Genomic DNA, 22,062 nt, shown 5'->3' with positions numbered 1-22,062 from the left:
GCAACGAATGACCATCAGAGCGACGGACGGCCGAGCTCGGGGTGCGGTGTGACTGGAAACCGAATACTGGTGATAGGCAGCGGGTTCGGGGGTGCCATCCCTGCGGCCCGGCTGGCTGAAGCGGGCTTCGACGTCACGCTTCTCGAGCGCGGGCCGTGGCGCGACAGCGTTCCCGTGCGGTCCATGGGGATAGGCAGTCGCGCGCCGCTGCCGACGGGTCGCCATCTGTTCGGCGGCTTTCTGCGGTCGATTCGCACACCTCGGGGTCGAATCACTCTCAACAAGCGCGGGTTTCTTGAGGTGTACCTCAGCAAAGGCCTCAAGATCCTCAGTGCGTCCAACGTCGGCGGCGGCAGCCACGCGTACCTCGCCCTGCACATGCGTCCGCCCGAACCCGGATACTGGGACGCTGCAGGGCTGAGCGATGCCGACATGGAACGTCACTACGAGACTCTCATGAGCAGAATGGGAACGACGGTGCCGGGATCCGCACACCGTCGTAATTCAATCGGGAGTCTGGTCGCGAATTCGTCGGTGCTCTCGACTGACGATGATGCATCCGCGCTGCCGATGGGCCTGCGCCTCCCAGAGGAACCGGATGCGCCCCGGTTGATCAGCGACGACGGCCTGAGTCGGTTGGAATCGCAGCCCGGCCGTGACGGCACTTTCGGGTCGCCCGGCGGGGGCAAGACCACGTTGGACGCGGTCTACCTCTACGCCGCCATCCGTGACCACGGCCTGCAGGTGCACGATCTCACCGAAGCGGTCCTTGTCCGACCGGCGGGTCCGGCGGTCGCTGGGCGCTGGCGGGTCACGGCACGGAACCTACGGTCCGGACGCGTTCAAGACCACTTCGCCGATCACGTTTTCGTGGCCGCCGGCACCATCGGCACGTTGGACCTCCTCCTACGCAGTAGGCAAGCCCCGCACGGTCTGAACGGTATGCCTCGTCTTGGCGAGAAGTTCTTCGCCAACGGGGACTTGGCCTTCACGTGCCGTTTGCCCGACGGCCGCTTGACCAGCCCGTCGATCGCCGTGGACGGCGCCGTGCGGTGTGCCGACGGTGCTCACCCACTCGGCGAGCGCGAATGGCCGCTGCTGATCGTGAGCACACTGCCGACGCGAGATCTGCCCGTACCGAAGTTCCTGAAGCGACGATTACGCCGCAACGTCATCATCGCCGGCATGGGGAAGGACCGGGGTGGTCGCGTGCGTCTGGTCGACAACAGCCTCGTTGTCGACTACGAGCCCAGCGCCAATCCGATCTACCGCGATGTGACCGAGGCGGTCGCCATCGTCGCCGCCGAACTCGGCGCCACCGTGTCCGACCCGGGGACGCCGACGACAGCGCACCCGATGGGCGGTGCCTCCCTGGCCGACAGCGACGACCGCGGTGTGGTCAACCTCGACGGCGAGGTGTTCGGCCACCCAGGGCTGTACGTCACCGACGCCGCAGCGCTCCCCCAACCCGTGGGCGGCCCGCCGTCGCTGACGATCGGGGCTTGGGCGGAACATGTTGCCGCGCGGTTCATCGAGAGAAATGCACCGACAGGCAAGCGAGAAACACCGGCCCGCAAGGAGTCGACGCCGGAACCCACCACGATAAACAGCTGGTGGGGACGTCATGTGGTCACCCGGGTGGTCCGCGATGGCTGCCGTCGTCCCGCTCTCATGGCAGCCCGCGACGAGCTGCTTGCCCTTGCCCACGGCGCCGTGTTCGAACTCGGCTGCGGCGACGGCATCAACATCTCGCTACTCGACGAGTCGCGGGTCACCAGCTACGCGGCGATCGACCCATCCGAGGAGTTGCTCTTCGATGCCCGAGACGTCGCCGCCGCTCGTCGGATTCCGGCCGACATCCGCTGGGGTGTGGGCGAGGACGTGCCCTTCCCCGACGCGAGTTTCGACACCGTGATCACCAGCTACACGTTGTGCTCCGTTCGAAATCCCCAGGAGGTTCTGCGCGAGATACGCAGGATCCTGCGTCCGGGCGGGGTTGTGCTCTACCTCGAACACGGACTCGCGCCCGATCCGGCGGTACGACGCCGGCAGCACCTGATGGACCCGATCTCCACCAGACTCTTGGGCAACTGCCACATGTCTCGCTCGGTGTCGGACAGCTTTCAGCAAGCCGGCTTCACCATTGAACGCATGGGCGCGGCCTACGCCGACGGCCTGCCGCGTTACGCCGGATGGCTGGAATGGGGCGTGGCCCGCCCGGCGAGCGACGAACCGGACATGGACGGGCAGGCGATCCAGCCAGCCGGGCACGGTTCCCGGTCGGTTCCGCCGACAATCGAGAAGACGATCGAGAAGTAGTGGGCGAGTAGGTGACCGGCAGGAGCAGCACGCGCGAGCGCATCCTGGACACCGCGTTCGACCTCTTCAGCGAGATGGGTTTCGGCGGCACATCCATCAGCGAGGTCGAACGCCGGGTCGGACTGGCCGCGGGAACGGGAAGCTTCTACCGGCATTTCCGCTCCAAAGAGGCGGTGTTTCAGGCCGCGGTCGAGCGCGAGGTGGCTCGCTGTATGGCCGCCGTCGCCGCGGAACGTGACTCCGCGTCGAAAGCGGTCTCACACGACCAGCGGCTGGTTCGGGAGGCGGTGCTGCAGCGGATGCTTCGCGCGATTCGCCGGTTCGACCGACTCTTTCGCCTCATCCTCAATGAAGGCGACCGGATCCCGGAACTCCGTGAGGTGATCGGCACCGCCCTTTCGGGCCTCGGACAATCGCTGACCTGGAAGGAGCATCCCGCTGAGGTGTTGCTCCTCGCGGCGCTCGGCGGCTACCACTTTTTCGGGCTGGTCCAAGCCCAACCCTTCCAGGGAGCGAGTGAGGAGGAGTTCATCTCGGCTCTCGCCGCATTCGCCCACGACTGGGATCCACCCGCGGCGTGAAGCACGCTCACACGAGCACCGCGGTGACGCCGAGGAGCACCAGCCCGGCTGCGAAACAGAGGCTGTAGACGATCTTGTGCCGCGGGTGGGGTGAGGTGGTGATCTCCGGAAGCAGGTCGGCGAGCGCGATGTAGATGAAATTGCCCGCGGCGAACGGCACGAGGTAGGCGACGTCGACGTGGCCCGCGAAACCGTAGGCGAGTAACCCGCCGATGGGGAACGTCAACGCCGAGGCGACGTTGTACAGCAGCGCGTGCCGCGCACTCCATCCGCTGTGCACGAGAATCCCGAAATCGCCGAGCTCCTGGGGGATCTCGTGTGCCGCCGCCACCAGCCACGTCACGACGCCGAGGCGGACGTCGACGACGAATGCGCTACCGACCGCCACCCCGCCGACGAGGTTGTGCAGGCCGTCGGCGGCCAGGATCAAATAGCCCAACGGCCGGTGCTCGCTTATCGGCCGGTGGCAGTGATGCCAGTGCAGGAACTGCTCGAGCAGATAAAACGAGAACATGCCGGCCGCGACCCAAACATAGACCGAGAGATCGTTTCCGATCACCTCTATCGATTCGGGCAGCATGTGAAAAAGCGCACCGCCAAGCAAGGCACCCGCCGCGAGTGCCACCAACGGCATCACGATTCGCGCAAACAGGCGTTCGGGAATGAGCAGAGCGGCGCTGCCGACCAAGGCCAGCAGACTCATCGCAAGTCCCGCCACCACGATCCAGCCGAGCACCGACATGGGCAACCACCCTATCGGCTCAGCCTGATGTCCCGATCGAAGATTTACGCTCGGTGCGTCATCCTAGGGTCCAATGTCTCCTGACACACGTGCCGCTATGGTTAACGTCAGGGCTACACCGGACAACCCGGCTGTCGTCTGCTCAGAGGAGATTCAGAATGTCACCGCAACAAAAGCCGCTCGGAATCGTGGTCGGCGTCGACGGCTCTCCGTCCTCGACGGCGGCAGTCGAATGGGCAGCGCGGGATGCCGAGATGCGTAACGTCCGACTCACTTTGGTGCACGTAGTACCTCCGGTGGTCGCCGGCGGCGGATTCTGGCCCGAAACGCCTGCCCCCGGCGGCTTGGCGGAACTGCAGGAAGGCGAAGCCCGCCAGGTCATCGAGGACGGCCTCAAGACCGCACTGGAGGCCAGTTCGCCCGATCGCGCGGAACAGGTGCACAGTGAGGTGCGGAACGCCCAGATCGTCCCCACCCTGATCGAATTGTCCAAGGATGCCGACCTGCTCGTGCTGGGCTGCCGGGGTCAGGGTGCGCTGGCCCGGGCCTTGCTGGGGTCGGTCAGTTCCGCTCTGGTCCACCACGCACACTGCCCTGTGGCTGTCATCCACGACGAAGATCCGGCGCAGTCGCATTCACCGGAGGCGCCAGTGGTGGTCGGTGTCGACGGGTCCCCGGCGTCAGAGTTGGCGACCGAGATCGCTTTCGACGAAGCCTCGCGACGCGGTGTCGAGTTGGTGGCCGTGCACGCCTGGAGTGACATGGGACCCCTGAACTTCGGCACCCCCGGCCGCGCGCCGATCGAATGGGCAAACGTCAAGGAACAGGAAGAAGAGGTCCTCGGGCAGCGGCTGGCGGGGTGGCTCGAACAATACCCGGACGTTCCCGTGCGCAGGGTTGTCGTGAGCGACCGGCCCGCACCTCGGCTCCTTGAACAGGCGGAGAACGCCCAACTGTTGGTCGTCGGCAGTCACGGCCGCGGCGGTTTCACCGGCATGCTGCTGGGGTCGGTGAGCCGAACCGTGGTGAACTCCGCTCAGATACCCGTGATCATCGCCAGGAAACCCTAAGGAACGGGACACAGTGATCGCGAGGTGTTGACCGCGGTCGGTGAGTGACGCGGCAGCGCATCCGCCCTGACTTGTGACGGATCCAGGTGCGATGTCAGGGAGCGCCTTCGACGAGTTGACGACTTGCGGGGTCAACGGTGTCAGACCGTGGTGGAGGTGGGATGCGGCACGGGCCGGCTAACCGCCCATATGGTCAGGCGGGGGGCTGTCCTGGGCGTGGACCCGTCATTGGCGATGCTCGCGTCGCCGCCACCCGAGCCCCCAACCGACTCGTCTGCGCCGCTGGGCGACGGCTACCGTTACCCTACGGTGTCGCCGACGTGGCGATCACCATCGCGACACTCGAATTCACCGATACACCAATGGTTCTCGCCAAACTTGACCGCATCACCCGCCCCGGTGGACGAATCATCGCACTCGCCCTCAATTCGGGTAGCCTGTCGGGGCTGCTCGACCAGCCCACCCGCCGCGCCCCGTTCTCGACGGCTGATTACCTCACCCGAGACGAGCTCAGGCGCCTCAGTAGCCGCCATGGCCGAGTACGAGTGAGTGGCCGGCTGTTCACCGCAGCCCCGTGGCTGGGCGCAATACAGGTCCTGGTCGTCGAGCGACCGATGTGATGCTCGGTCCGAACGCCCGACGGGCACCGGGGCGTGCAGAGACCGCGAAGGGTTGGGGGGGTAAGGCAGCTCGGCTAGCTAGCGGTGTTGAATGAGTCCCGGCACCGTTACCGACACGAGCCGCACCGCCCCGTATGCGAAGAGGAGCAGGACGATGAAGTTCGCGCTGAGATGGCTGACGATCTGTGTGATGACGAGTATTGCGATGTTGGGGGCGGCCCCGATGTCCTCCGCCGAACCTGCCGCCCGCGACGGCGTGTTCATTCACATCAGCCACGGGCCGGAGGACCCGCATCGAGTGCTGATGGCGTTGAACATGGCGACGATGATGTCCGAGGACCGCGACGTGGCCGTCTACTTCGACATCAACGGAGTCAACGTCGTCCTTGCTGACGCCCCGGATCTCACGTACGCCCAGTTCCCGTCGTCCAAGACCCAGATCGCGACACTGCTCAGCAAGGGTGTCCCGTTGATGGCGTGCCCCGGATGCCTCACCGCAGCGGGAAAGAGTGCGGCCGACTTGGCTCCGGGAATCCAGCTAGCCGACAAGCAGAAGTTCTTCTCGTTCACAAACGGCAGAATCCTCACCTTGGACTATTGAGCAGGACCGGTCGATCACCTCGACACAATCGCACCGATGCGATGTCGCGCAGCCGGACCGCGCGTGACGGATAGCGTCGTCATGCGGGTCAATCTCTTGGCGCGCTTGAGGTGTTCGACAGCAAAGTGTGGACCACGTCGAACGGCGCGTGGTCCTCGCCTGCACCAACCGCAACGGCAGTCCCCGCAACTCGGCGTCGTGAGCCGCCTAGGCGACGGCCGCGCGGGACGATTCGGAGGCGTCGACGCCCACGATGATCGGCCCTGTTGCCGGTTCCTTGGTCGTCATGTCTTCCCTCCTGGTCGGCTGTCCGGGGTGAATCTAGCGACAACCGGCGACGCGATCCCGGTGTCTTTCGGCCAGTGGTAAGAGAGCCTTTCGGCCTCGTATACCCCCTAGCGTATATACCCATGGGGGTATATAGTGGGGACCGGTTGGTTCGATACTGAGAGTTCGATAGAGAGGATCATCATGACCGTCGTCGATACGCCCACGCCCGCCTTCACGATGCCCCGGATCGGCGATCCGGCACCGTCATTCACCGCGGCAACCACCCAGGGGGACATCAACTTCCCGTCCGACTACGCGGGCAAGTGGGTCATCCTGTTCTCCCATCCCGCCGACTTCACCCCGGTCTGCACCAGCGAGTTCATGACCTTCGCCTCGATGCAGGAAGAGTTTGCGGCCTACAACACCGAACTGGTCGGGCTGTCGGTCGACGGTCTCTACAGTCATATCGCTTGGCTGCGCACCATCAAGGACAAGATCGAGTTCAAAGGCATGCGTGACGTCGAGGTCACGTTCCCGCTCATCGAGGACATCTCGATGGAGGTCGCGCGGAAGTACGGCATGATCATGCCCGGCGAGGCCTCCACGAAGGCCGTGCGCGCGGTGTTCGTGATCGACCCGAAGGCCGTCATCCGAACGATCATCTACTACCCGCTGAGCACCGGCCGTAACTTCGACGAACTCCTTCGCGTCGTCAAGGCTTTGCAGACCGCCGACCACTTCGATGTGGCCACCCCGGCCGACTGGCGTCCGGGTGACCGGGTGATCGTTCCGCCGGCGGGGTCCTGCGGTACCGCCAAGGACCGGATGGACGGCGAAGACGAGGGCCTCGAGTGTGCGGACTGGTTCTTCTGCACCAAGGACCTGCCCGAAGCTGAGGTGGAAGCGGCGATCAGGCATCGCTAGCCGGTGCGGCGGGTAGGCTGACGCCCGGTGCACGGCGACTGGCTCGATCTCGCGCTGGTGGCGTTTCTCGTCTTGGTCAACGGCCTGCTCGCCGGTAGCGAAGCCGCGTTCATCTCGTGACGCGAGGGGCAGATCCGGGAGCTGGAACGCCGCGATCTACTCGTCGCACGACTCGCGCGGGAACCCAACCGTTTCCTGGCCACAATCCAGCCCGGAATCACGCTCGCGGGTTTCCTCGCCTCGGCGACTGCCGCTGTCACGCTCGCCGAGCCGTTGACCGCCCGACTGAACTTCCTCGGGTCCCCCGCGCCGGTCGTCGGCATCGCCGTCGTGACGGTGATCGTCACGGCATCGACGCTGGTGGTAGGGGAGCTGGCGCCCAAACGGCTCGCGATGCAGCATGCGCGCCGGTGGGCGGTGATCGTCGCCTCGCCGCTCAACTCAATGTCGACCCTGGCCGCCCTGGTGGTGTGGTTGCTGGGCAAGGGCACCGATGTGGTTGCTGGGCAAGGGCACCGATGTGGTGGTGCAGCTGCTGGGCGGCGATCCCCACGTGCGGCGCGAGGAACTGACCGGGGGGGCAAGCATTACGCTGACGTCAGGGCGTGGGTGGTTCTGCCCCCTGGTGCAGCTGGTGCGATGACCACGGCTACTGAGATAGGGAGGAGTCGACCCTCCCGGGTGGCCGAACATGAGCGGAGGAATCAGATGAATGGCGACGTCAACCCGGAACCGGCGGCCGGTGGTCCGCTGTCTGAGGGCGAGCGGGCGAATCTCGTCCTGATGCGGGAGGAGGAACGGCTGGCGCGCGATTTGTACCGGCGGTTCCACCAGGCGTGGGACGTACCGATCTTCGGCAACATTGCCGCCAGCGAACAGCGTCACTACGACACGATCGGACGACTGCTCGAGCGGTACGGCGTCCCCGACCCGTCGGTCGGGCAGCCGCCCGGTGTCTACGCCGACGCTGCACTGCAGCAGGCCTACGACGGTTGGCTCGCCCGGGGACTATCTTCCGTCGAAGATGCATGCGCGGTCGGGGTGGAACTGGAAACCGGTGATATCGCCGACCTGACTGCGGCTGTCGAAGGCAGCGACAAGGCAGTCATTCATAGGGTGTATGAGAACTTGCGTGCTGCTTCCGAGAACCACCTGCGGGCGTTCGAAGGGGCGACATCGGGTCGCCCCATGGGCGGCGGCCGAGGTGTTCGACGGCGCGGCGGGAGCGGTTGCGACGGCGCTCACCACCGTCCTGGAGGTGGTCACGGCCACCACGGTGGTGGACGCGGACGGCACGACCGTTGAGGCGGACAGCCATCAAAAGGTCGATGCGGAGATCGGCTACCCGGAAGGTGACTGTGGGGCCCAGGCCTGTGCCAGCGCGGCGAGAGCGGAGATGAAGTTCTGCACGCTCACTCCCTGAAAGGGCTGGTCGTGCACCAGCCCTAAGAAGTGGTAGCCGCCGAGCGCCGAGATCAGCAGTACCTCGATGGGAATGCTCGCGCCACGACAGCGACCGTCAGGCCGGTTAGGGCAGGCTATGTCCGGCGGGGTATCGCCACACGGAAGGCCCCGGCTTGTCGAACCGGGAGTCGTACGCGGCATTCGGTTTCGCTCCCACGGTTGCGCCGCTCAAGTCGAGGTCGCCTACTTCGTGCCGCCCGCAAACCTCGCCGCCCGGTTATCCGGGATTCCGTCCGGACAACGCAGCAGTCTCCGTCTGCGCGGTCGTCTCTGCAGGCGCCGGAATCTTCCTGTGCAGCCCGGGCACTCGCATCTCCGGTCTGGCCCGCTTGCAACGACTGCGTGGCCACGGCCACCAGACCGTCGGGCAACCATTCGACTCCCCCGACAACTCGCGCGAGATACCAGGTTGGATGACCACATCGCGGGTCAGCTCGTCGATTAGCGGCCGGAGCTATTCGTGGTCGGCGGAGTTTTGGGCGCTGTAGCGCGTTTCGCGTCGAGCTGGCAAGTTCGACATGACTTCGCAAGCCGTAATTAGCGGTCGTGATCGGGACCACGACCACCAGCCCGCCGGGACCGTTGTTGAGAATGTCGACCGATACCACCACCACCGGGCGACGAATGCCGGCTCGTGTCCGACCGGCTGGGCTGCCCGGACACGAATACGACCGATCCGAATACGGCGGGTTGCCGGTAAAATACTGCATAATGCGTTGCTGCTCAACGCTTTCGAGCGTTGCCCCTATCGGTGATGCGGGTGAGTAACTGACCGCAGTTCCAGTCGCGGGATTCCCGTGAAGTCTGCAGGGTTGCACGTGTACAGCGGCACTCCATGTGCGATTGCACTGGCCGCAATAAGCGCGTCGTAGGCGCGCGCAGCCGGCTGGCGACCCGACGCGCGCAGCGCCGCCGCTACGGCTCCAAACGCGCGGGCGCAATCTCCATCGAACGGTAGGACGTCGAAATCCGCCTCGGCCTGCTGCAGGTGCTGCTGCCGAGCACCGCGCTCAGCATCGTCGTTGGCGACGTGGGGACCTTGTCCGTGGCCATGAAAAAGTACCCACTGGTGGCCAAGTGGAGGTATCCAGTTTTGGCCAGTTAAAAGTATCCACCCCGTGTTCGTCGTGTCGATCAGGAACTGCGGGCCCCGATGGTGACGGTGAAGGCGCCAACCAATCGCCACCACCATCGGGGAGTTCCATTGAAATCTGCGAAGGACCGCATGGACATCATTTCCGCTTACTACGAGCTCGGGTCGTACCGGGGGGCCGCCGATAAGTGCGGCACCACCCACAAGACGGTCAAGAAGACCGTCGACAGGTACGAGGCCGACCAGGCTGGCGTGGCGCCGGCGCCACGGGCCGAACGTGCCCACAACTACGACACGGTCGCTGAGTTGGTCGCTGAGCGGGTCGAGAAATCGGCGGGCCGGATCTCAGCCAAACGACTCCTGCCGATCGCCCAGGCTGCCGGCTACGAAGGCTCGGCACGCAACTTCCGTCGTCTCGTTGCGCAAGCGAAAGCTTTGTGGCGCAGTGAGAATCACCGAGGGCGACGGCCGGCGGTATGGTCACCGGGACAGTATCTGGTCATCGATTGGGCACAGGCTGCGCCGGGGTTGTTCCTGTTCTGCGCGGTGCTGGCGTTTTCTCGCTGGCGTTTCGTGCGCTTCGCCACCGATCAGAAGGCCTCCACCACGCTGGCGTTGATCGCCGAAGCGCTGACCGCGATCGGCGGGGTACCGGCGCGGGTGCTCGCTGATCGGATGGCCTGCCTCAAAGCGGGGGTGGTCGCCAACGTGGTCATCCCGACCCCGGACTACGTGCGGCTGGCAAGTCATTACGGGTTCGTCCCGGACTTCTGCCACGCCAATGACCCGCAGTCCAAGGGCGTCGTGGAGAACTTGTGCGGGTATGCCCAGCGCGACCTGGCTGTGCCGCTTTTGACCCAGGCTGCCGTCGACGGCGTGACCCTCGACCTGCGAGAGGCTAACGCCGCCGCGAGGGTGTGGTGCGCGGAAGTCAACGCCGCTCCACATTCGGAGATCCACGCCATCCCTGATGAGCGGTTGATCGCTGAACATCAAGTGCTGCAACCACTTCCCTCGTTGCGGCTGCAGATAGGAGCACCGTCGGTGCTGCGCAAGGTCGACCGGCTGTCGTGTGTGCGCTACGGCTCAGCCCGCTACTCGGTACCGACTCGGCTGATCGGGGCCACCGTGGCGGTGGTGGTCGATCACGGCGCGGTCTGCCTGGTCGAACCAGCCACCGGGATGATGGTGGCCGAACACGAACTCATCGCACCCGGTGCCGCCTCGGTCCTCGATGAGCACTATGACGGGCCGCGGCCGGCACCGAGCCGCGGACCCCGCCCCAAGACCACCATCGAGAAGCAGTTCTGCGACCTCGGCGCGGACGCGCAAGCGTTCCTGGTCGGGGCAGCCGCGATCGGCAACACCCGCCTAGCCTCGGAGCTGGAGATCCTGCTCGCCCTGGGCGCTGCCCATGGCACCGACGCCCTGGTCGCGGCGCTGCACCGGGCGGTGGCGTTTCGCCGCTTCCGCGCCGCTGACGTGCGCTCCATCCTGGCCGCCGGCACCGGAACCCCGCAGCCGCGCCCGGCCGGGGATGCACTCGTCTTGGACCTGCCCGTCGCCCCGACCCGCTCCCTGGACGCCTACAAGATCACCGCGGCCGTCGACGGTGAAGTGATCTCGTGACCAAGACACCACCGCTGACCGCGACCATACCTGTTGCACCACCGTCGGTCCCAGCGCTGGATGCTGATCTCGACGCGGGCCTGCGGCGGCTGAAGCTGGCCGCGATCCGGCGAAGCGCACCGGAGGTGTTGATCACCGCCAAGACACAACGCTGGACCCCCGAAGAGGTGCTGCGCACCCTGGTCGACACCGAACTGGCGGCACGAGATGCCTCCAACGTCGTCAACCGGCTCAAGGCCGCCGCATTCCCCGTCCCCAAAACGTTGGAGTCCTTCGACGTAGCCACCTCCTCGATCCAACCCAAGGTCTTCGACTACCTGTCAAGTCTGGAATGGATACGCGCACAACACAATCTGGCGATCATCGGGCCCGCCGGCACCGGCAAGAGTCACACCCTGATCGGCCTGGGAACCGCGGCGATCCAGGCCGGGCTCAAGGTCCGCTACTTCACCGCCGCCGACATCGTCGAGACCCTCTACCGGGGGCTGGCCGACAACACCGTCGGCAAGATCATCGAATCCCTGCTACGGGTCGATCTCATCATTCTTGACGAGCTGGGGTTCGCTCCACTGGATGACACCGGCACCCAGCTGTTGTTCCGCCTCGTCGCCGGCGCCTACGAGCGCCGCAGCCTGGCCATCGGATCGCACTGGCCCTTCGAACAATGGGGCCGATTCCTGCCCGAGCAGACCACCGCCGTCAGCATCCTCGACCGCCTGCTGCACCACGCCACCGTCGTCATCACTGACGGCGACTCCTACCGCATGAAAGACGCCCACCACCGAAAGGAACAGCCCTAACCACAACACAGAACCACCGCACGGGGTGGGGACTTCTACTTGGCCACCACCGGGGACATCAACTTGGCCATTGACAGACCTACGGACAGCTCAGCCAGCGTGATCGCGCTGATCACCGATTGATCGGGCAGCTCGGCTGGGTCAGACAGCTGACCCAAAAGGATCACCGTCGAGGTATCCAGCATCCCCGGCTCTGGGTTTGCGTCACAGTGACGGGTCAATGAGATTGTCGATATCGCGCCGGAGGGCATCCGGGTCCACCGGCGGAAGATTCTTGCGGCGACGAATCAGTTCCGCAGGTCCTGCGCTCGAACGAGGCAACGGCCGTAGCTCAGCAACAGGTGTCCCGTCCCGAGTAATGACGATGCGCTCACCATGCTCGACACGGCGCAGAACGTCTCCTCCACTGTTGCGCAATTCGCGCACCGTGACTGCATCCGCGTACGCAGTGTATCACCGGTGAGACGTCAAAGCGGCGAACCAAGAGTTCACCGTTGCGCACGCGAGAATATGCAGCAATCGAATATGCAGCGTTACCGGTAAAGGTCGCCGTGTCCATCCGATGAATCATTCTCCGCTGCAACCGGTTTCGTGCGAATCAACGGAACGGCACTACTCGACCGTTGGGTGAGACGATTCGGTCAAGCATCCACGAACCGACGTCATCAAGCGCCCGTTGGGCGATCTCCGTCGAATGTCCTGTGAACCCGTGGGGCGACTCGGGATATACCCGAATCTCGACATCGTTGCCGGCGGCCCAGAGTCGACTGGCCATTGCCAGGTTGTCTTCCAGTAGCACGTCCTGATCCCCCACGATCATCAGAATCGGCGGCAGCCGGTCCAGATCACCGTAGATTGGCGAGATATCCGGGTTCGTGCGATCTGCCACATGGCCCACATAGGCGTCAAGGAAATACTCATCGGCGATGCGGCGACCCGCGGGCGTCTGTGCGCTCAGGTCGAATGTCCCAAACTGAAGCGCGGCGCCAGCGACACTCTCTGCATGTCCGGTGTCCCGAAGCCGTAGCAGGGTGGTCGTCGCCAGAGTCGCTCCTGCTGACCGGCCCCCGATGACCAATCGTTGTGACCCGAATCGGTCCTGCGCGTGTGCAATGAGCCAGCGTGCAACGGCTTCACAGTCGCGGGGTGCCGCTGGCCACGGATGTTCAGGTGCTAGTCGATAGTCGATGCTGACCACCGCAATATTCAGTGCGTCCGCTAGAGCGCGATTGCGGACGTCATCGCGGGCGGCGCAGTCCATGTAGAAGCCGCCGCCGTGAATGTCCATGTAGACGCCTCGCGCCGGATCATGTGCGGGAGTGAAGATTCTGATGGGGACTGCGACTTCCCCATCCCGCACTACATACTCATCCGCCGGAGGATTCGACGGAGCGGTTGCGTTCCTGGCCGACCTGGCCGCCCTCAACTCCTCAGTAGTGCGCGGGCCACGCCCGGCCGGCCTGACGGCGTAGAACTGTCGGGCGTCCTCAACAAACTTGGCAGGCACGTTGACCAGCAGATGCCCAAACCTGACCACAAATCCTCCGATTCGGCCGACCGGCAGCTCCCAGCCCGTCAGCAATCCGTGGGCACGCCCCTCGCCAACGCGCGCTTGACACCCTACTGCGGTCGATCGCGACAAGAATCCGGGCTCTCCCCGGTTCGGCCGGACTACAGATACCCGTGCACGTAGGCCGACAATACGGCCGAATCGAATATGGCGGGGTTACCGGTACTGCATATTAAACTGGCGGCCAATGGTTTCCGGGTTGATCAATTGTCCGGTTCATGGATAGCGACCGCTACTTCTCGTAGTCACCCGCCACAACCGCGCCTACGCCTTGTCCGTCTCGATCAGCGCACGCAATTCTTCGGCGATCTCGTCGACGAGTAGCCGCCCTGGGCCTTCGTAGAGGTTCTGCGAGCCGGGTCCGGACCGCTGCCAGGAACCCCGCTTCGACGGGTACCTTTCCCCGAACAGGATGATTACTTCTTCGGGTGGCTTCTTGATCAACTCGGCTTGACGGGAATGCCAGATCAGTCCCTGAATCGGCGGATCATGTTTCTGCGCAAGCGCTGCGATGGCCAGGCGCCGGGTGCATGGATAGTGCTCGGCTGGACTCGAGATCACGTGGCTGCGCTTGAGGTTCAGCCGCGTCAGCTCCGGATCGCGAAGGTCACCCAGCGTGGCATCGGCCGGCACCTCAATGTGCGCCAACAGCTTCTCGTGCAGATGCGCGTCGTAGGCGATCATGCTGCCCAACTGGTGCACGTCGTGAAAGACCGACTCGAGCAGCACCCCGGTAGGCGACTCGCCCAGATGCATGTTCGACAACCGCTTTCCGGTGATCGGGTCATCGATCGGGGCGAATCGGGTGTCACCCCAGCCGGCATTGAATTCGTCATAGCCCCACTTACCGTCGTACACGCGGTAGAGCATCCGGCCCTTGTCGAGGGGCACCGTATTCAATGTGGGCAACGTCGCGACTACGGCACAGCCGGCCGGATGGGGGCACACCAGATCCTGCGGCGGAGGCGTAGCGGTCACGTCGAGCTGGCGTTCTAGGCGGCCGCACCCGCGGCGAAGCGCTGGGCTGCGCGCAGCGCACGTGCTGGATCAGTTGTTGCGATGCGCTCTGGCACCTCGCCGGAGAGGAAACTCGTCGGGCTGGTCAGCCACGTCCATAAGGACCAGTCCCGTACTCCCCCTTGGGCAAGCGCTGCCAGGATCGGGGCCAACTCGGTGCGCAGCTTGCCGTGCTCGTCGAATTGAAACGCCGGTATCAAGGTCCTGCCGTCATGGTCGACGGTGAATAGTTTGTGCGCTTGGCGGCGTCGCGCCACCCACGTTCTGGTGTTGGACTCCGACGAATCACGCTGCTCACTCAGCGACGTGTAGGTGTGAAAAGGTGTTGCGAGCAGCGCGTTACGGTGGGTGGCCAAACGCTTCGACTGCTGCAGGGTCGCGGCGGGCGTCAAGCTAACGCCATGGCCCATCAGCGCTCGAAGGAGCTCTTCGCGGGACGCTTCCACATGCTCGGCTTGCAGCGTGCGGATGGCATTGAACAGCTCAAGGAACTCGCGGACGTGGACACCGCCCTGCTGGTCATGCGCAATCGCGTTGCGCAGTTGGCGCAGGCCGATTGCCTCGTATGCGCCTGCAGTTTCTCCGAAGAGACTGAGGAGCTGAAGCGCCTCGGTGAGCTCTCCTCGGGTGATGCCACGGACCTCTAGTCCATCGCCCACCTCGGCGATATCAAAGTCCAACATAATGTAGCAATTGTAGCAGCTGATCCTGATATCGACAGATCGCTACACAGCCCAAGTCGTGTCGAGGGTTGCGCTCGCGCCGCACTTTCTTGTCGATCTTGCTGACGCTCGTCTTCGGAATGTCGGAGACAATGGTGATGCGGTCGATCTCGGGCACCGCAGTACTTGCTGATGCGGTTTGATTTGACCGCAGCGAGCAGGTGATCACGGACCGTGTCCGAGTCGACCTTCGCCCCGGGCTTGCCGACAATGAGCGCCATCCCTCGATCAGTAGCGATCGAGCTCGATTAGTCGCTGGTCGCTTATCCCGAAGTGATGTGCGATTTCGTGGAGTACGACGTGCCTGATCTCGCGGCACAGACGTTCGGCATCGCCGGCAGCGAGTCGCGTGATCGGGCCGGAAAAGATGCTGATCTTGTCGGGAAGCGCTCCGCTGTACGAGCTCGTTCTCCGCGGCAGCGGTACGCCCTGATAGAGGCCTAGTAGCGGCTGTTCGTCGGGAGGCTCGCCCTCGACAACGATCTCGACGTTGCTCATCGCCGCACGAAGCTCGGCAGGGAGGGAGCCCAGCGCGTCGTCGATCGCCTTCTCGAACGGATCCTCGGACTCGGGCACCGAACGCGCATCCATCCCTGCAATGGTGCCAGACTCCGGTTCCCGGCGCCGTGGTGCGCGACGCTACAGCAACACTTGAAGCAATCGAGCCCATGGCCGACGCTGACGTACTTCCGCTGATTGTGTAGTACAGCAACAGGTTTCGCTCGTGCTCTTACCCTTCGCAGGGGTGTGCGTCATAGGTTGAGGATAAAGCGCAGCGCTTGGTCAATGGCCTGAATTTGTTCTGGGTTGAGCACAGTCTGTCGTGATGACAGACGTTCGACGGATACCATTCGCAGTTGGTCGCAGCGTGCGTACGAGGCCTGGTCAAGTCCGCTGCCCTCTGACTCCACTTCGACATGGCTTCGCAGTCGGTAGCCAACGGTGATGGGAACGACGACCACCAGGCCGCCTGGCCCGTTGTTGACAATGTCGACCAACACCACCGCCGCTAGTCGTCGGAATGGCGGCTCGTGGCCGACCGGTTGGCCGAGATCGACGTAGTAGACCTCCCCTCGCCAGATCAAGCCAGGTGATCCCGTTCGTGACGCTCGGCCAGGTACTGCGCCCACAATTCGGGGTTGCCACGCAGGCGCTGGTAATCGCCGTTCAGTCCGAGCAGGAACTCCTGGCGTTCCAGGGCGTCGATAGCCGCGTGCACGACGTCAACAACGGCGGATTGCTGGTTTCGGGCAGTCGAACGGCCGAACTCACGCCGACCTACGGGGAATATGCAGGATTACCAGTAAACTACGCCGTTAGCACTGCCGCTCAACGGGTTTCATTTCATCGAGCAAGGCCGAGGTATGCCATCATTGCCCGCTCGATCTCAACCAGTTGCTCGGCTGTCAGTCGGCCAACCCGGGCATGGACGTTCGACCTTCTGACCGTCGTGAGCTTGTCGATCATCACGTCACTATCGTGGTCGAGTCCCGCAAGTCGCCCGTCTCCGCCGCCGATGCGGATGCGCATCAGCGGCGCATCTAACAGCGTGGTGGTCATCGGAGCTAGGGTGACCGAACTCGTGGCATCGAAAAGGTCATCCTGAACGATCACCGCCGGACGCGGCTTCGCCGCGTAAACACCTCCGACCACGGTCCAGATTTCCCCTCGATTCACTCCTCGTCCCACCGCGTCGAGATTGCCTCAATGAAGTCTTGGTCGTCGCTGTTTTCGTCCGCTGCCGCGACCAGCGAGGCCTGCCTGTGGGCCTCGGCCGCGAAGGTCTCGGTCCGCACATCAGGCACCCAGACCTGTAATGGCCGGAGGCCACGCTCACGCATCCGTCGTCGGTACTCACCGACTCGTTCCCTCACCGCCATGAAGCATGGTTACATGTAACGCTGCGTCTAGGCTGCTGGATCATCAGACCTGACCAAGTGATGCCGACAGCCAGAGCCACTCCCCTGCCACATCTCAGCCGATCCCGCACCCCAGATCGGGAGGGATACGACGGAATCGAATATGGCGGGTTACCAGTCAAGTACTCGGTTTTCATCTGACAAATCACAGGCGCCGGCCGTGGTGGCGGTTTTTCGGCCTAAACTGCTCGCTCTATGACGTCTTCCCTGAATCGCGCGGGCGGCTTCGGCGCGCTCATCGGCCTCGAAATGGTTGAGTTCGACCGTGCCGGAGCGCACAGCCTGTGCCGACTCACGGTCGCGCCTGAGCACCTCAATCCGCACGGCGTACTGCGCGGTGGGGCGATGTATTCGATGGCCGACCAGGGCATGGGCGCAGCTGTCTACTGCGTGCTCGCGGACGGTGAGTCCTGCGCCACCATCGAGGTGAAGATCGTCTACCTTGCCGCAGTGCGTGAAGGCGTGGTCGAGTGCGAGTCCCGCGTGATCAACAAGGGAATGCGGGTCATTGCCCTTGAATCGGAACTCCGAAACGCGGGCCGCCTGGTCGCCAAAGCGCTGGGTACCTTCGCGGTCTTTCCGGCGCCGACCAGCTCGTAGTAATCAGTCGGCTCGAATTTGGCATATCCGTCCAGCAAACTCCACGCACAGCCACTCGGGCAGGACCAATGATCGAAACGACCACGGACACAGGGCATGGCCAAGAGCGGGGCTGCTGCATGGTTGCGTGCCCGGGGGCCTATCGGTGGAGACTCGATCCGACGGCCGGCTCGTGGCCTGACCACTCAAATCGGCCCGACTGCTCCGGGGGCACCACCTGGGTGGACACTATGACGTGGCCCTTTCTGCAACAGTATTCAAAGTCGAACTTGGCGTCTCCGATGTCGATCACGGTTACTACGCCGATCACACGCTGACCGTGGCCCGCCATCCCAGTGAGACCGATGAGCGGATGGTGGTGCGGTTGTTGGCGTTTGGGCTGCGCGCACACCGACTCAGCGACGTCGACGGTGAGTTGGCGTTCGGGGCGGGCCTGTCCACCCCTGGCGTACCGGACTTGCGGCTCGCCGACTACACCGGCCGGATCCTGGAGTGGATCAACGTCGGCCAGCCCGACGAACGCGCCTTGGGCAAGGCGGCCAGCCGGGCCGACCAGGTGCTGCTGTTCCCGTTTGCCGCCGGCGTGGCCACCTGGTGGCGCACCGTCGGCCCCAAAGTGGCGGGGCTGCCGAACCTGTCGGTGGTGCAGATACCGCACGCACCGGTGCAGCAACTGGCCCAGACTGTCGATCGACGGGTCTCGGCGCAGGTGATGGTGATCGAAGGTCAGGTGACGATGACCGTAGGCGGAGTCGACGTCACCTTCACGCCCGAGCCATTGGAGTGAACCCCTGCACCCGCGCCTGGCCCGCAGCGCAGCGTCGAGGGATGCCGGGTCACTCGTTTGGATCAGGGCAATTCATGTCGTCGTATTCACCGTGGTCCCAGAAGTCCTTGCACACAAGCACCGCGGTGTACACGGCACCTCCTTCGAGGTATGGGGATGCAATTAGCTCCGGCCGGATCTGACGCGACATCTGCGGGTCAGCTGCTTGTTTGCACGACAGTGCAGTCAAGCGTCCCGAAGAACACCATATTCGGACGCAGTCCCTGATTTCGTCAGACTCCAAGTCGATCAATTGGCACCGACCCATCGGTCCATTGAATCGAGCTCTCGGTCAGCGCGGACAGCTATCGATCGATTCCCCGGCCATTACGGTGTCCACGAAATGCTGCATGTCCCCCAGTGAGGCGGCGATGACGCCACGATGGTCCTGGCCGGTGTACACCCGGTAGTCGACCGCGACCCCCTTGCCGCACATGGCCTTCGCCAACTCGTCGACACCGGCCGGGGGCACCGCAGCATCGGCGGTGCCCTGCACGAGCATTACCGGTACCCGTGGGGTGAGATGGATCGGATCCTGGCGGCCGAGGTACGCGCGCAGCCCGTCCACCTCAGCATCGGGTGCGAACACCTGCGCCGACGGCACCGCAGGAACGGCGTTGATCTGTGCGACGCACGCAGTGCGGGCCGCGGTCAACAGCGGCCGCGCCCGGCTGCTGAAGATCTGATCGGGGTTGATCGACGGGTCGACCACCGCCGCGCCGAGCACCAGCAGGGGCAGGAACCTCTGTGCCGCCTCGACTTCCGGTCGGCCGGCGCGCACAAGGTCGACGGTCTGGGCCATCCCCACCCCGCCGGGTGCGATCGACACCGCCCCCGCCAGATTGAGCGCCGGGTCGCGATCCTCGGCGTCCTGCGCGGTGAACAGTGCGGCCTGGCCACCCTGGCTGTGGCCGATGGCTACCCATTCGGTGCCGATGCCGGGATCGAGATCCCTTGCCGCCCGCACGATGTCGGTCACCGTATTCGCCTCGCTGGTGCCGTCGACGTAGGGGTGCCCGCCGGGGTGCCCAGTCCCTGGTAGTCGGTTTGAACCACCGCGTACCCGCGCGCCACCCAACTGTCGAGCATCGGGTTGACCAGACCGACATAGTCGTGGGCGAGTCCGTCGACGGTATCCCCCGACGGGGCGCAGGTATCGGCGTACCCCGTGGTCCCGTGTGCCCAGCTGAGGACCGGCCACCCGCGTTCGGGTGGCGCTGACTTCGGAACCGCCACCGTGCCCGACACGACGATGGGTTGGTGGTGCGAATCTTCGGAAACATATGTGATCAGCCGGGTTTCGGCACTGGGCAGCGCGGCGACGGTGGTCAACGGGCGAGCGGTGAGCAACTGGCCGGGAGTAAGTTCGGATACTGATTCGGGTTGGGGGGCGGTGCTGCAGCCGGTCAGCGTGACCATTGTGGCCACCCCGGCAAGCCAACGCCGGGCGCGCTCAGTCATCGAGCCCCCTGCCTCATAAGCTGTCTCGGAGGTGTCGCCCGCTCCGATGCGATGAGCCGCGGCAGCACGTACGGGAATGTGAACGTACCGGGCGATCATCACGCACACTAGGGAAGGTATCCGACACCAGGGAGGAACGTTGCCGCAATGAGCCCCGTCGCCGAATTCGACTTCATCATCGTGGGAGCAGGCAGTGCCGGTTGCCTGCTCGCCAATCGGCTCAGCGCCAACCCCGACCATCGTGTGCTCTTGATCGAGGCGGGCGGCAAGGACAACTGGTTCTGGATCAAGGTGCCGGTGGGCTATCTGTACACCATCGCCAACCCCCGCACCGACTGGTGCTTCACGACCGAGCCCGACCCAGGTCTGGCCGGCCGCAGCATCCACTACGCGCGAGGCCGCGTGATCGGCGGCTGCTCGTCGATCAACGCCATGATCCACATGCGCGGTCAGGCAAGCGATTACGCACTGTGGGCACAGGCCACCGGTGACGAGCGCTGGCTTTGGGGCGGCCCGGATGAACCCGGCGAGACCCTGGCAATCTACAAAAAGTTGGAGGCGTACTTCGGCGGCGCCGACGACTGGCACGGTGCCGGTGGTGAGATCCGCGTCGAGCGGCCGCGGGTGCGCTGGAAAATCTTGGACGCCTGGCAGGCCGCCGCCGCCGAGGTGGGCATCGCCCCGATCGACGAGTTCAACCGGGGCGACAACTCGGGCAGCTCCTACTTTCACGTCAACCAAAAGCGTGGCCGCCGTTGGTCAATGGCCGATGCTTTCCTGCATCCCGTCGCTCACCGACCCAATCTCACCGTCTACACCCAGACCCAGGCCGTGCGACTGCTGATGGACGACCAGGTCCACGAGGAGCAGCGTCGCGGCGCCTGGACCACGGCTGCGCACCGAGCCACCGGCGTCCAGTTGCTCAAAGACGGTCGAATCGTCGACGTGCACGCCCGCCGGGAGGTGATCCTGAGCGCCGGAGCCATCGGCTCGCCGCATCTCATGCAGGTCTCGGGTCTGGGGCCGGCCGAGCTACTCACCGAACATCAGGTGCCGGTGGCCGTCGATCTGGCGGGAGTGGGTGAAAACCTCCAGGATCACCTGCAGCTGCGAACCGTCTACCGCATCCAGGGCGCTCCGACCGTGAACACGCTGTACCGCAATTGGATCACCCGTGCAGGCATGGGACTTCAGTACCTGTTGCTCCGATCGGGGCCCATGACCATGCCGCCCTCCACGTTGGGGGCCTTCGCCAAGAGCGACCCCGCGTTGGCCAGCCCCGATATGGAGTGGCATGTGCAGCCCTTGTCCTTGCCGAAGTTCGGCGAATCTCTGCACCCTTTCGGTGCGATCACTCCCTCGGTGTGCAATCTGCGCCCCAGCTCGCGTGGCCATGTGCGCTTGGCCAATTCGGATCCGCTGACCTACCCCAAGATTTCCTGCAACTACCTGTCCACTGAAACCGATCGCCAGGTCGCTGTGCGCGGCCTCCAGATGACCCGGCAGATCATGGCGGCGCCATCCCTGTCCCCCTACCGCCCCGAAGAGCTGCTTCCCGGCCCGCAACTGGTGAGCGACGACGACCTGCAGCAGGCGGCCGGCGAACTGGGTACCACCATCTTCCACCCGGTGGGCACCTGCGCGATGGGAGCCTTTGACGCACAAGGCATCCCGACCTCAGCCGCCACGGTGCTCGACACCGACTGCCGGGTGTACCGTGTCGCCGGCCTTCGTGTGGTCGATGCGTCGGCGATGCCCACCATCACGTCCGGCAACACCAACGCGCCGGTCATGCTGATCGCAGAGCGCGCCGCGCAGGCGATCCTTGGATAAC

Annotated in this window: 25 protein-coding genes and 1 pseudogene; 12 read left to right on the top strand and 14 right to left on the bottom strand. The window is 64.6% G+C overall.

Features of this window, described 5'->3' with window-relative positions:
- Window positions 1-48: 48 nt before the first annotated feature.
- Window positions 49-2,319: a methyltransferase domain-containing protein gene (locus G6N44_RS03930; RefSeq protein ID WP_163661289.1), complete on the top strand. Its 2,271-nt coding sequence runs from the start codon at window positions 49-51 to the stop codon at window positions 2,317-2,319.
- 11 nt (window positions 2,320-2,330) lie between these two features.
- Window positions 2,331-2,900, top strand: a complete 570-nt coding sequence (locus G6N44_RS03925; protein ID WP_197907489.1) for a TetR/AcrR family transcriptional regulator — start codon at window positions 2,331-2,333, stop codon at window positions 2,898-2,900.
- Window positions 2,901-2,907: 7 nt separating this feature from the next.
- Here the strand turns inward: G6N44_RS03925 and G6N44_RS03920 are convergent, their stop codons facing one another.
- Window positions 2,908-3,642: a ZIP family metal transporter gene (locus tag G6N44_RS03920; protein ID WP_179964474.1), complete on the bottom strand. Its 735-nt coding sequence runs from the start codon at window positions 3,640-3,642 to the stop codon at window positions 2,908-2,910.
- Between the two features lie 158 nt (window positions 3,643-3,800).
- Between G6N44_RS03920 and G6N44_RS03915 the strand changes: the two genes are divergently transcribed.
- The 5 genes from G6N44_RS03915 to G6N44_RS29380 all read left to right on the top strand — a co-directional run bounded on the left by G6N44_RS03915 (window position 3,801) and on the right by G6N44_RS29380 (window position 8,432).
- A complete protein-coding gene (locus G6N44_RS03915; protein WP_163661286.1) occupies window positions 3,801-4,712 on the top strand; it encodes a universal stress protein in 912 nt (303 codons plus the stop codon).
- Window positions 4,713-4,873: 161 nt separating this feature from the next.
- Entirely contained in the window at window positions 4,874-5,332 is a 459-nt protein-coding gene (locus G6N44_RS03910; RefSeq protein WP_235682937.1) for a methyltransferase domain-containing protein, read from the top strand.
- 154 nt (window positions 5,333-5,486) lie between these two features.
- Window positions 5,487-5,933 carry a DsrE family protein gene (locus tag G6N44_RS03905; protein ID WP_197907487.1) on the top strand — a complete coding sequence of 149 codons (447 nt, stop codon included), beginning with the start codon at window positions 5,487-5,489 and terminating at the stop codon, window positions 5,931-5,933.
- A 471-nt stretch (window positions 5,934-6,404) separates the two neighbouring features.
- Window positions 6,405-7,127 (top strand): peroxiredoxin, encoded by a 723-nt coding sequence (locus G6N44_RS03900; protein WP_179964473.1) that lies wholly within the window; start codon window positions 6,405-6,407, stop codon window positions 7,125-7,127.
- A gap of 132 nt (window positions 7,128-7,259) precedes the next feature.
- Window positions 7,260-8,432, top strand: a complete 1,173-nt coding sequence (locus G6N44_RS29380; RefSeq protein ID WP_308213819.1) for a DUF2202 domain-containing protein — start codon at window positions 7,260-7,262, stop codon at window positions 8,430-8,432.
- Window positions 8,433-8,665: 233 nt separating this feature from the next.
- On the opposite strand, the gene G6N44_RS29375 is transcribed toward G6N44_RS29380, so the two are convergent.
- Together G6N44_RS29375 and G6N44_RS29810 are read right to left on the bottom strand one after the other, a co-directional pair.
- Window positions 8,666-9,301, bottom strand: a complete 636-nt coding sequence (locus G6N44_RS29375; protein WP_235682936.1) for a type II toxin-antitoxin system PemK/MazF family toxin — start codon at window positions 9,299-9,301, stop codon at window positions 8,666-8,668.
- A gap of 35 nt (window positions 9,302-9,336) precedes the next feature.
- The gene (locus G6N44_RS29810; RefSeq protein ID WP_344035140.1) at window positions 9,337-9,783 is read right to left on the bottom strand and encodes a PIN domain-containing protein; all 447 of its coding nucleotides are present in this window, start codon (window positions 9,781-9,783) and stop codon (window positions 9,337-9,339) included.
- A gap of 12 nt (window positions 9,784-9,795) precedes the next feature.
- Between G6N44_RS29810 and istA the strand changes: the two genes are divergently transcribed.
- Both istA and istB read left to right on the top strand, forming a co-directional pair.
- The gene (gene istA / locus G6N44_RS03880) at window positions 9,796-11,313 is read left to right on the top strand and encodes an IS21 family transposase (protein ID WP_163661282.1); all 1,518 of its coding nucleotides are present in this window, start codon (window positions 9,796-9,798) and stop codon (window positions 11,311-11,313) included.
- On the top strand, window positions 11,310-12,113 hold the full coding sequence (istB, locus tag G6N44_RS03875) for an IS21-like element helper ATPase IstB (RefSeq protein ID WP_179964472.1): 804 nt from the start codon (window positions 11,310-11,312) through the stop codon (window positions 12,111-12,113). Before istA ends, istB begins: the two co-directional genes overlap by 4 nt.
- 35 nt (window positions 12,114-12,148) lie before the next feature.
- Here istB and G6N44_RS29685 read toward each other — a convergent pair whose 3' ends face one another.
- The 10 genes from G6N44_RS29685 to G6N44_RS03825 form a co-directional block, all read right to left on the bottom strand.
- A complete protein-coding gene (locus tag G6N44_RS29685; RefSeq protein ID WP_264033058.1) occupies window positions 12,149-12,271 on the bottom strand; it encodes a PIN domain-containing protein in 123 nt (40 codons plus the stop codon).
- 46 nt (window positions 12,272-12,317) lie between these two features.
- Window positions 12,318-12,539: a type II toxin-antitoxin system Phd/YefM family antitoxin gene (locus G6N44_RS03865; RefSeq protein WP_083119727.1), complete on the bottom strand. Its 222-nt coding sequence runs from the start codon at window positions 12,537-12,539 to the stop codon at window positions 12,318-12,320.
- Window positions 12,540-12,711: 172 nt separating this feature from the next.
- Window positions 12,712-13,650 carry an alpha/beta hydrolase gene (locus G6N44_RS03860; protein WP_163669561.1) on the bottom strand — a complete coding sequence of 313 codons (939 nt, stop codon included), beginning with the start codon at window positions 13,648-13,650 and terminating at the stop codon, window positions 12,712-12,714.
- 297 nt (window positions 13,651-13,947) lie between these two features.
- Entirely contained in the window at window positions 13,948-14,574 is a 627-nt protein-coding gene (locus tag G6N44_RS03855; RefSeq protein ID WP_163661280.1) for an RES family NAD+ phosphorylase, read from the bottom strand.
- Window positions 14,575-14,675: 101 nt separating this feature from the next.
- Window positions 14,676-15,380 (bottom strand): hypothetical protein, encoded by a 705-nt coding sequence (locus tag G6N44_RS03850; RefSeq protein WP_220099792.1) that lies wholly within the window; start codon window positions 15,378-15,380, stop codon window positions 14,676-14,678.
- A gap of 270 nt (window positions 15,381-15,650) precedes the next feature.
- Window positions 15,651-16,013 carry a metallopeptidase family protein gene (locus G6N44_RS03845; protein WP_163661276.1) on the bottom strand — a complete coding sequence of 121 codons (363 nt, stop codon included), beginning with the start codon at window positions 16,011-16,013 and terminating at the stop codon, window positions 15,651-15,653.
- Window positions 16,014-16,174: 161 nt separating this feature from the next.
- Window positions 16,175-16,552, bottom strand: coding sequence for a type II toxin-antitoxin system PemK/MazF family toxin (locus G6N44_RS03840; RefSeq protein ID WP_235682935.1), 378 nt, complete (start codon window positions 16,550-16,552; stop codon window positions 16,175-16,177).
- The gene (locus G6N44_RS03835; protein ID WP_235682934.1) at window positions 16,504-16,641 is read right to left on the bottom strand and encodes a hypothetical protein; all 138 of its coding nucleotides are present in this window, start codon (window positions 16,639-16,641) and stop codon (window positions 16,504-16,506) included. The genes G6N44_RS03840 and G6N44_RS03835 overlap by 49 nt, the downstream gene beginning before the upstream one ends.
- A 125-nt stretch (window positions 16,642-16,766) precedes the next feature.
- On the bottom strand, window positions 16,767-17,099 hold the full coding sequence (locus G6N44_RS03830; RefSeq protein ID WP_163669557.1) for a type II toxin-antitoxin system PemK/MazF family toxin: 333 nt from the start codon (window positions 17,097-17,099) through the stop codon (window positions 16,767-16,769).
- A complete protein-coding gene (locus G6N44_RS03825) occupies window positions 17,096-17,302 on the bottom strand; it encodes an antitoxin MazE family protein (RefSeq protein ID WP_163661272.1) in 207 nt (68 codons plus the stop codon). Before G6N44_RS03825 ends, G6N44_RS03830 begins: the two co-directional genes overlap by 4 nt.
- A gap of 234 nt (window positions 17,303-17,536) precedes the next feature.
- Here G6N44_RS03825 and G6N44_RS03820 point away from each other — a divergent pair, with 234 nt between their 5' ends.
- Both G6N44_RS03820 and G6N44_RS03815 read left to right on the top strand, forming a co-directional pair.
- A complete protein-coding gene (locus G6N44_RS03820; protein ID WP_163661270.1) occupies window positions 17,537-17,941 on the top strand; it encodes a PaaI family thioesterase in 405 nt (134 codons plus the stop codon).
- Window positions 17,942-18,176: 235 nt separating this feature from the next.
- The gene (locus G6N44_RS03815) at window positions 18,177-18,728 is read left to right on the top strand and encodes a YaeQ family protein (protein WP_163661268.1); all 552 of its coding nucleotides are present in this window, start codon (window positions 18,177-18,179) and stop codon (window positions 18,726-18,728) included.
- A gap of 331 nt (window positions 18,729-19,059) precedes the next feature.
- Here G6N44_RS03815 and G6N44_RS03810 read toward each other — a convergent pair.
- Window positions 19,060-20,228: pseudogene (locus tag G6N44_RS03810) on the bottom strand (alpha/beta hydrolase family protein).
- A 147-nt stretch (window positions 20,229-20,375) separates the two neighbouring features.
- Between G6N44_RS03810 and G6N44_RS03805 the strand changes: the two are divergent.
- The gene (locus G6N44_RS03805; RefSeq protein WP_163661266.1) at window positions 20,376-22,061 is read left to right on the top strand and encodes a GMC family oxidoreductase; all 1,686 of its coding nucleotides are present in this window, start codon (window positions 20,376-20,378) and stop codon (window positions 22,059-22,061) included.
- The last annotated feature ends 1 nt before the right edge of the window (window position 22,062 follow it).

The organism is Mycolicibacterium alvei (genome assembly GCF_010727325.1).
Lineage (GTDB): Bacteria > Actinomycetota > Actinomycetes > Mycobacteriales > Mycobacteriaceae > Mycobacterium > Mycobacterium alvei.
Note: the sequence above shows the minus strand (reverse complement) of the source record. Positions and strands in the feature narration are given on the sequence as shown.

Excerpts from the sequence above, each read along its gene's own strand:
- G6N44_RS03920 (WP_179964474.1), bottom strand. The coding sequence starts at position 3,642 with ATGTCGGTGCTCGGCTGGATCGTGGTGGCGGGACTTGCGATGAGTCTG.
- G6N44_RS03915 (WP_163661286.1), top strand. The coding sequence starts at position 3,801 with ATGTCACCGCAACAAAAGCCGCTCGGAATCGTGGTCGGCGTCGACGGC.
- G6N44_RS03910 (WP_235682937.1), top strand. The coding sequence starts at position 4,874 with ATGCGGCACGGGCCGGCTAACCGCCCATATGGTCAGGCGGGGGGCTGT.
- G6N44_RS03905 (WP_197907487.1), top strand. The coding sequence starts at position 5,487 with ATGAAGTTCGCGCTGAGATGGCTGACGATCTGTGTGATGACGAGTATT.
- G6N44_RS03900 (WP_179964473.1), top strand. The coding sequence starts at position 6,405 with ATGACCGTCGTCGATACGCCCACGCCCGCCTTCACGATGCCCCGGATC.
- G6N44_RS29375 (WP_235682936.1), bottom strand. The coding sequence starts at position 9,301 with ATGCAGTATTTTACCGGCAACCCGCCGTATTCGGATCGGTCGTATTCG.
- G6N44_RS29810 (WP_344035140.1), bottom strand. The coding sequence starts at position 9,783 with ATGGTGGTGGCGATTGGTTGGCGCCTTCACCGTCACCATCGGGGCCCG.
- G6N44_RS03845 (WP_163661276.1), bottom strand. The coding sequence starts at position 16,013 with ATGGATGCGCGTTCGGTGCCCGAGTCCGAGGATCCGTTCGAGAAGGCG.
- G6N44_RS03825 (WP_163661272.1), bottom strand. The coding sequence starts at position 17,302 with ATGGCGGTGAGGGAACGAGTCGGTGAGTACCGACGACGGATGCGTGAG.
- G6N44_RS03820 (WP_163661270.1), top strand. The coding sequence starts at position 17,537 with ATGACGTCTTCCCTGAATCGCGCGGGCGGCTTCGGCGCGCTCATCGGC.
- G6N44_RS03805 (WP_163661266.1), top strand. The coding sequence starts at position 20,376 with ATGAGCCCCGTCGCCGAATTCGACTTCATCATCGTGGGAGCAGGCAGT.